Annotated in this window: 8 protein-coding genes and 1 pseudogene; 6 read left to right on the top strand and 3 right to left on the bottom strand. The window is 41.2% G+C overall.

Going from position 1 to position 7,579, the window contains the following annotated elements; translation table 11 throughout:
• The first annotated feature begins 232 nt into the window (after window positions 1-232).
• The 3 genes from CDG79_RS37655 to CDG79_RS37645 all read left to right on the top strand — a co-directional run bounded on the left by CDG79_RS37655 (window position 233) and on the right by CDG79_RS37645 (window position 1,470).
• The gene (locus CDG79_RS37655; protein ID WP_094346635.1) at window positions 233-790 is read left to right on the top strand and encodes a hypothetical protein; all 558 of its coding nucleotides are present in this window, start codon (window positions 233-235) and stop codon (window positions 788-790) included.
• A gap of 66 nt (window positions 791-856) precedes the next feature.
• Window positions 857-1,126 (top strand): hypothetical protein, encoded by a 270-nt coding sequence (locus CDG79_RS37650; RefSeq protein ID WP_094346634.1) that lies wholly within the window; start codon window positions 857-859, stop codon window positions 1,124-1,126.
• Window positions 1,127-1,137: 11 nt separating this feature from the next.
• Window positions 1,138-1,470, top strand: a complete 333-nt coding sequence (locus CDG79_RS37645; protein WP_094346633.1) for a hypothetical protein — start codon at window positions 1,138-1,140, stop codon at window positions 1,468-1,470.
• An 89-nt stretch (window positions 1,471-1,559) separates the two neighbouring features.
• Here the strand turns inward: CDG79_RS37645 and CDG79_RS37640 are convergent, their stop codons facing one another.
• Together CDG79_RS37640 and CDG79_RS37635 are read right to left on the bottom strand one after the other, a co-directional pair.
• Window positions 1,560-1,751 carry a hypothetical protein gene (locus CDG79_RS37640; protein ID WP_223278586.1) on the bottom strand — a complete coding sequence of 64 codons (192 nt, stop codon included), beginning with the start codon at window positions 1,749-1,751 and terminating at the stop codon, window positions 1,560-1,562.
• Between the two features lie 51 nt (window positions 1,752-1,802).
• The gene (locus CDG79_RS37635) at window positions 1,803-2,561 is read right to left on the bottom strand and encodes an Rpn family recombination-promoting nuclease/putative transposase (protein ID WP_094346632.1); all 759 of its coding nucleotides are present in this window, start codon (window positions 2,559-2,561) and stop codon (window positions 1,803-1,805) included.
• 95 nt (window positions 2,562-2,656) lie between these two features.
• Between CDG79_RS37635 and CDG79_RS43105 the strand changes: the two genes are divergently transcribed.
• The 3 genes and pseudogenes from CDG79_RS43105 (at window position 2,657) to CDG79_RS37620 (ending at window position 7,135) form a co-directional block, all read left to right on the top strand.
• Window positions 2,657-2,803 carry a hypothetical protein gene (locus CDG79_RS43105; protein ID WP_223278585.1) on the top strand — a complete coding sequence of 49 codons (147 nt, stop codon included), beginning with the start codon at window positions 2,657-2,659 and terminating at the stop codon, window positions 2,801-2,803.
• A 146-nt stretch (window positions 2,804-2,949) separates the two neighbouring features.
• Window positions 2,950-4,439: pseudogene (locus tag CDG79_RS37625) on the top strand (IS1380 family transposase).
• Between the two features lie 248 nt (window positions 4,440-4,687).
• On the top strand, window positions 4,688-7,135 hold the full coding sequence (locus tag CDG79_RS37620) for a helicase-related protein (protein WP_223278584.1): 2,448 nt from the start codon (window positions 4,688-4,690) through the stop codon (window positions 7,133-7,135).
• Window positions 7,136-7,161: 26 nt separating this feature from the next.
• Here the strand turns inward: CDG79_RS37620 and CDG79_RS37615 are convergent, their stop codons facing one another.
• Complete coding sequence (locus CDG79_RS37615; protein ID WP_223278583.1) at window positions 7,162-7,449, bottom strand: YbaK/EbsC family protein; 288 nt, start codon at window positions 7,447-7,449, stop codon at window positions 7,162-7,164.
• Between the last annotated feature and the right edge of the window lie 130 nt (window positions 7,450-7,579).

The raw sequence follows: 7,579 nt of genomic DNA, 5'->3' as shown, positions 1-7,579 counted from the left end.
CTCGCCAACGTAAACGTCGCCTTCACCACGATCCAATTAGCGCAATACAAGTTTTAGTAAATCAACATCAGGAACTTCGCACTGTACTTGAGTCTCAAGCCATGATATACCAATTAGATAGCTAGGGCTCGATTGTCCTCCAAAACTGACAATTCTAGAAGCACAAGCCGGCGGATACCTCAAAGGTAACAAGGCTGACTTTGCGATCGCTATTTCTCGCCCTGACCGTGCCTTGACTATCAACGAGAATTTCACCAACGAACCGTTTACCGAACTGTGGGTGATTCCGGTAGCTGGCGGACTCAAAGACCAGTTTAAGGGACCAGCTTCCATTCTGCTTTCTTTCCTGATCCACCGCCGCAGTAAAGACAATTTTGCTGGATTGTACAATCACTTCGCCCATCGTGCTTTCCAGCAATGGTGTGAAGAAGGTATGCCAGGAGATCCCAAAGAGTTCTGTTATCAGGCGATCGCTTCGGTACTGAAAAACTACATTTTCTGCGCGGAGTTCCAAAAAGTAGAAGGGACATTAGGAACCTACTGGTTTATTCAGTGGAGCTATCGCAATCCTCAGTCTGACTTTGAAAAAGACGCTCTCGAAGCAGCCGAAATGATTCGTAGTGGTGCGGAATCTGGAGCAACAGTTCATTGGGTAACAAATGAAACTTACGAGCGATGGGCTAGTAATGCTGTCACTGCACCAGCATTACCCCCGGTTTCGGAGACTGAAGTGAGGGCATCTCTGCAAGCGCAGAATCAGACAGCAATGCCGCAAGGTAACAAGCGGTAATTAGATACGAAAAAGGCGATTCACCTCTGAGTCGCCACTACATAAATTAGCGGTTCAAACAACTCAATGAAAATTGGCACTGTCTCAGTTAGTTATTCAAGAAAGTTCAACTTAGGCAATTACGAATCTCTCGAACTAGGCTGTTCGCTTTGGGCACAGGTTGAAGATGAAGAAGATGCTGACGGTGTAGTTCAATTCCTTTATCATCAAGCGAAAACAGCAGTTAAAGAGGCTGCAATGCCTGTGATTAAAGCGAATGAATTCCAAATTACCAAAGCTAAATCTCAACGGAAAGTTGCAACTGATGAAGGTCTTGCAGAAATAGATAATTTTTGAGCCAATCAAACATGAAACAACTAACAGGTTTTATTCCCATTGCCGCATTACCTGAATCTACTGCGGCATCTGCTAAACAACAACTGCTGGAAACAATTGAATGGCTCCACAAAGAAGGTGCTGCTACTGAAACCAACCTCAAACTCTTGACTGCAATTGTCGAATCAATTCTTTGCTCGGAAGAATCATATACCAGATTTTTGCAGTGTGGTTTTGATGCAGCCATTGAGTTTTTCGATACCAACTCTCAAAACTGGGAATTTGAAAAGTCAATGTCATCACCTCATAATCCCAGGAATTGGGATGAGTACAAGCAGCTACAACAAACACGAGTATTGTTGTAAACAAGCCGTACTGTCACTGAGTAAGGTAAAAAATAGGACTTAAAATACAGCCCTCTTTGAGCCGATTCAGTATAGAGATAGTAGCAAAATTAGTCTTGGTTCTCAGATTCTCCCTGCCGTAATTGTTGTACCATTTCTACTGATAAACCAGTAACCCGAACTATCACATCAACGCTAATGCCCTCAGCTAATAAGTTAATAGCAATTTTACGGGCTTTTTTATCGCTCCCTTCTTCCCGTCCTTCAGCCTTGATTGACTGATAAATAACTGATTCACGCATGGTATACCTTTGGGAAACCAATTTTAACAACCAGTGTATTGCTTATTTGGGCTACTCAACGTCTGTGATGAGCAAGCTTTGTACTTGTTCGATTGTTAACCCAGTAACTTTTACTACCATTTCAATAGGCATCTTCTCTTTAAGAAGGTTAACTGCAACAAGGCGAACTCCTTCCTCAATCCCTTCAGTTCTTATTGACTGATAAATAACTGACTCGCGCATTATGTCCTTCCTAAATAAACGTCCAATCACTTCTTGTTCTAATACTAACCCAGCCAGAATTGCAGAGGCAGCAGCAATATTACTTTGTGTTCGCCTGTCAGCAATTTTGTCAACAGCCGCAGATGACTGTTGTAATGTAGCAACTTTGTTCTCAGTAGCACTCAAAACCGCAAAGGGGAGTAATCCTGGTGTCGCCAGAAATATCTCTGGTGGTTGCTCCCACAAACGAATCACTGAAAATTCATGTTGTAAACTTCCAGCAATGAAAGTAGTTTGATACACCTTCTCCGATTCAGTTTTATCTAAGTAAATTACTACTTGGTGCATTCGCTTCTTGGGAAAACGGCGATATACTCTCAAACGGTAATCAGCCATCCGAAACGGCATATCGTCATCGGGTTTAGTCTGAAATTCAATGTGGAGAACAACTTCATCTGATTGCAGCAAGATTAAAGCATCAGCACGAATAGGTTCTAAAGACAATTCTGTAGGACTTAATTTGGTTAAAGTAATCGGTTCTCCTAATAGCCAAGTAGCAAAATCAGGAGAATACATCTCAGCGATGAATTTGCAAGTGTTATCAAACATAAACCAAGTTTATCAAATGATAAGCCACCTTCAGCATTAAAATTACAATTCACCAGATGGACTTCCATAATCGGCTATTCAGCCAAGGATTAAAAATGGCTAATCTTCCACCAATTAATTCAGTTGTCAAAGTCATTAAAGCACTGACAGAAAAAGACACAAGGTTAGGGCAAACAGGTACAGTCATCCAGTATTCAGGACACGGCATGGTTTGTGTTCATTTCCCAGATATGCAGGGTTAGCGCGTCTCAAACGCTATTGACAAGCGGACTTACCTGATCAGCAATCAGGTTGGAAACAAACCCGGATTTCTCACAAACTCTGAAAAAAAGCGGGAACAAAAACTGCTAAAATGTATATATGGCAAGTATTTCAGCATTTATAAATGATGATTCGACCCACAAGGCGATCGCTCCCAAAACAGTTTAGATTTGAACAGCCAAAATCGCCCCCAGTCGTAGTTAATTTCCAGGGTGGACAAGTAACATCTGATGCAGGTTTAAGCTTAATTGCTGAAATAGATAGAAAACTGCAAATCACATCACAGTTTGCACTATGTTTCCAAGATTACCGAAAGCCAAATCGAATTGACCATTCAATAGAAAACTTAATTAGACAACGAATCTACGGGTTGGTCATGGGATACGAAGACTTAAATGACCATGAAGAATTACGTCATGATCCGATGTTTGCTCTATCATTAGGAAAAAGGATTGGAGTACAAGATAAGCCTGCAATATTAGCAGCTTATTTGTACATTAAATAGGCTAGAACATAGAGAGTGAAGATGTAGAACAAGGAGCAGATAGTCGTTACCATAAAATTGGACATTCTTCAGCAGAAATTGAAAGTCTATTTGTAAATATATTTTTAAAATCCTACTCAAAAGAACCACGAAAAATTATTTTGGACTTAGATGTAACTGATGATTTAGTACATGGCAATCAGGAGCAAGTTTTTTTCAATACCTATTATGGAGGATATTGCTATGCTCCACTTTATATTTTTTGTGGGAAACACTTATTAGCAGCCAAACTTCGTCCTTCTAATGTAGATCCAGCATTTGGGGCGTTAGAAGAGTTGCAGAGAGTTATTAAACAAATACGTCAACATTGGCAGAATGTTGAGATTTTAGTACGAGGAGATAGTGCCTATTCCAGAGACGATATAATGACATGGTGTGAGTCGCAGACTGGAGTTGACTACGTTTTTGGATTGGCGCGAAACAGCCGTTTAATTCAAATGGCTACGGCGACTCAAAATAGAGCCTTGCTTGAGTTTGAGCAGAAGTTATCAACAGTAACTTCATTCTTAGAAACTCTATTTAAACCAGATGAACAAATTTCTGAACTTGCTTGTGACCTGATTGATAACTCAATTTGGCATAAGTCGTTAGACTATCAGACTCGTGAATCTTGGAGTCGTAGTCGTCGTGTTGTTTGTAAGGTTGAATATGGAATAAAGGGAAACAATATTCGTTTTGTTGTTACAAGTCTTCCTACCAATAAAGTACCCCCTGGTCAACTATACAGACAAAAATATTGTAAGCGAGGGGAGATGGAAAATCGCTTTAAAGAACAACAACTAGAACTTTTTAGTGATAGAACTAGTACTCATACATTTGCGGGAAATCAACTACGTTTATGGTTCTCTTCTCTTGCTTACGTTTTGATGAATGCATTGAGGTCACAATGTTTAGCCAAAACCGAATTAAAAAATTCTCAAGTTGGGACTATTCGGACAAAATTATTGAAGTTAGGAGCCTTAATTACTATAAGCTCACGGCGAATTTTAATTGCGATTACTAGCTCAAGTCCTGTAAAACATATCTTTGCTGCTGCTTACAGATGCTTAAAAATGCTCCCAAATACTGCTTAATTGCGAGTTAAGCAGCATTTCACCTTCTCTCTAATAATATTTCTGGCTTGGTTTGATTCAAGCCTTGTTTTGGATGCTTAATTTTATGAACAGAGTGTTTCAATCTCAGTATAAGCAAAAATATTAGTAGCTGTTTTAGCTTGATATTTGCTATTTTGTACTTACCTTTTTTACCATCATAAATTTCAATTGATGATGGATCAAAAAATGTCTTATATCAAGCGATGTGAATTGATTTTTTATTGTTTGTGAGAAATCCGGGTTTATCCCCTCGTTTTTTGCCGGAATGCGGACAAGATTATTATGTCGTTCGCTACGATGCGGATAAGCATATTATCCTGCCCCAATTGCCCACTGCATTAGATATTAGTCCTGATGATGCAGATATTACCGAAGGTTATCTCACCCTCGATGAACCAGAACTTTGGGATACAAGCGATGAAGATAGACTTCCTGACTCTTGGTTTAGTGAAACCAAAAAGAAAGGACGGGTTGCCAAAAAAGACTTTGCACGATTTATTCCTCGCAAACTCCAAATTCTACCCAATGGTAAAGTTACATCCTCCTTGTTGCAAGGAACCACTTGTTGGTTTATTCCTAAGCCCTTTCTGACTTGTCTGAACTGCGGCGTACTTCATGACAAGAAGCGAAACGAATTTGCTAAACTCTCTCGCCTCAGTAGTGAAGGACGCAGTACCGCCACCACTCTGCTTTGTCTTTCTACCACCAGCCGCCTAAAGCAAGTCTTCACAGGCGGAGAAGCCAAAGCCGCCAAAATTCTCAGCTTTACTGATAATCGTCAAGATGCTTCATTACAAGCGGGGCATTTCAATGATTTTGTCCAAACCAGTTTCTTACGGGCTGCACTTTTAGGTGCAATTCAAGCCAAAGGGCAACTCACCCACAGCGAATTAGCTAGTGTAGTCGTCCAATACATGGGAATTACTCAAAACGACTATGTCAAGCAAGCAGCAGAGTTTGGTGTTGGGAAGCGACGCAATGAAGAAGCCTTTCGTAAATTGATTGAATATCGTCTTTACGAAGACTTGCGTCGGGGATGGCGCATCGTCCAACCCAACCTTGAACAGTGCGGACTGTTGATAATTGAGTATGACGGACTCCAAGAAGCCTGTGCTGACGATAGACTATGGCAAAAACACCGCCATTCTTTATTATTGCAAGCCAGTCCTCAAGAACGTTTCATCATTACCCAAGCATTCCTCAACCATTTCCGACGAGAATTGGCAATTGATGCCAAACTTTTACAACCAGACCAGAAAGATTCACTCAAAAGCGAAGTCATTCAAGCTCTTAAAGAACCTTGGGTATTCGATGAGAATGAGTATTTATACTTGGCAACTTGGGCAACTATTAGCACTGGTGGTAATGAAAGAGCAAAAGTTAAGCTTACTACTAGAAGTAAAATTGGACGATTTTTGCGTTCGCCCCAGGCGTGGCGTAGCCATTCGCCGAATACATGGTCGCTCCGTAGCCAACTTTTAACAGATGTAGAGTTCAACAGCTTAATCACTACTTTAATTGATGCTTTGTGTGATGCTGGCTACCTAGTGCAAGAAAAATCTGAGGTACAGCTACGCATAGACTCACTACTATGGAAAGCAACCAACCTCAAGGAAATCCCTACCGATCCCTTAACATCGCGTCGGTTGCAAGGTAACGATAAACCCAATATATCAGTTAACCAATTTTTCCAAGGTTTCTACCAAACCAATGCCTTGCAAATCCAAACAATGGAAGGGCGAGAACATACCGGACAGGTAAGCAACAAAGACCGTCAAGAACGGGAAGAAAAATTCCGTCAAGGACAATTAGCTGCATTGTTCTGTTCTCCGACAATGGAATTAGGCATCGACATTTCCGACCTTAGCGTTGTCCATCTACGAAACGTTCCTCCCAGTCCCGCTAATTACGCCCAACGTAGCGGTCGTGCTGGTAGAAGTGGACAGCAAGCTTTAGTCATTACTTATGCTTCCATTGGTAGCGGTCACGATCAATACTTTTTCAAACGACAAAATCAAATGGTTGCTGGGGTAGTTGCTCCACCAAAACTAGAATTAGCCAACCAGGATTTAATTAAATCTCACGTGTATTCGATTTGGCTGGCACATACTGGGGTTTACTTGGAAGATTCCATGAATAAAATCTTGGATTTGGAATTAGAAAATTATCCCCTCAAAGACAGCATTCGCCAACAACTTACTCTGAGCCAAGCCAAATTAACCCAATGTCTGCAAGCCGCTCAGTCTATCTTCTCAGATTTTTTCTGCCAAGAGGATCTGCAAAAAGCTTCTTGGTATTCTGTAAATTGGTTACAGAATACCATCGAAAATGCTTTGAATGCTTTTGACCGAGCCTGTAAGCGCTGGCGAGAATTGTACACAGAATCAGTCAAGCAGTTAGAATCTGCTCGCCGTACCATTGACCGTTTTGCTAGAGGTGATATCAGCCAGGAAGAACGTCATAATGCGGAAGCACAGGCAAGAGAAGCACAACGACAAATTGATTTACTCGTCGGACACAGCCAAGGCAAGAGTAATTCTCAGTTTGAATTTTATCCCTATCGTTACTTTGCTGCCGAAGGGTTTTTACTTAGGTACGAGACTGGTTATACTGTCCTTACCCTAAGCCATAGTGAAGGTTGGCAAACTGAATTGCTTGTTTTAGCAAGTTTATAATCTAGAACAAATCCATCCACTGACCCTTAATTTTGTACAATTGCTCCCAAAGTGCCATTGACCGCACGTAAATAATCATCTGGCGATAGCAGAAGCAGCATTCCTCGCATTCCACCAGAAACAGCAATCTGCTCAAATAGAGTTGCAGTTTCATCAAGATAAACGGGATAGTCTTTTTTACTCGCTAAAGCTGTCACACCCCCACGGATGTATCCTGTTAGTGCCTGAACTTCCTTGAGGGGAACTGTCTCAACCTTCCGGTTTCCCGAAATCCGTGCCAAGGCTTTTAAATCTAACTGAGCATTTCCCGGCACAACCCCTAGCTATCTAATTGGTATATCATGGCTTGAGACTCAAGTACAGTGCGAAGTTCCTGATGTTGATTTACTAAAACTTGTATTGCGCTAATTGGATCGTGGTGAAGGCGACGTTTACGTTGGCGAG

Origin of the sequence: Nostoc sp. 'Peltigera membranacea cyanobiont' 232, from assembly GCF_002245985.1 — a bacterium.
Taxonomy (GTDB): Bacteria; Cyanobacteriota; Cyanobacteriia; order Cyanobacteriales; family Nostocaceae; genus Nostoc.
The sequence above is the reverse complement of the archived record's forward strand: the minus strand, read 5'-3'. Positions and strand labels throughout refer to the sequence as shown.

Excerpts from the sequence above, each read along its gene's own strand:
- CDG79_RS37650 (WP_094346634.1), top strand. The coding sequence starts at position 857 with ATGAAAATTGGCACTGTCTCAGTTAGTTATTCAAGAAAGTTCAACTTA.
- CDG79_RS37645 (WP_094346633.1), top strand. The coding sequence starts at position 1,138 with ATGAAACAACTAACAGGTTTTATTCCCATTGCCGCATTACCTGAATCT.
- CDG79_RS37640 (WP_223278586.1), bottom strand. The coding sequence starts at position 1,751 with ATGCGTGAATCAGTTATTTATCAGTCAATCAAGGCTGAAGGACGGGAA.
- CDG79_RS37635 (WP_094346632.1), bottom strand. The coding sequence starts at position 2,561 with ATGTTTGATAACACTTGCAAATTCATCGCTGAGATGTATTCTCCTGAT.
- CDG79_RS43105 (WP_223278585.1), top strand. The coding sequence starts at position 2,657 with ATGGCTAATCTTCCACCAATTAATTCAGTTGTCAAAGTCATTAAAGCA.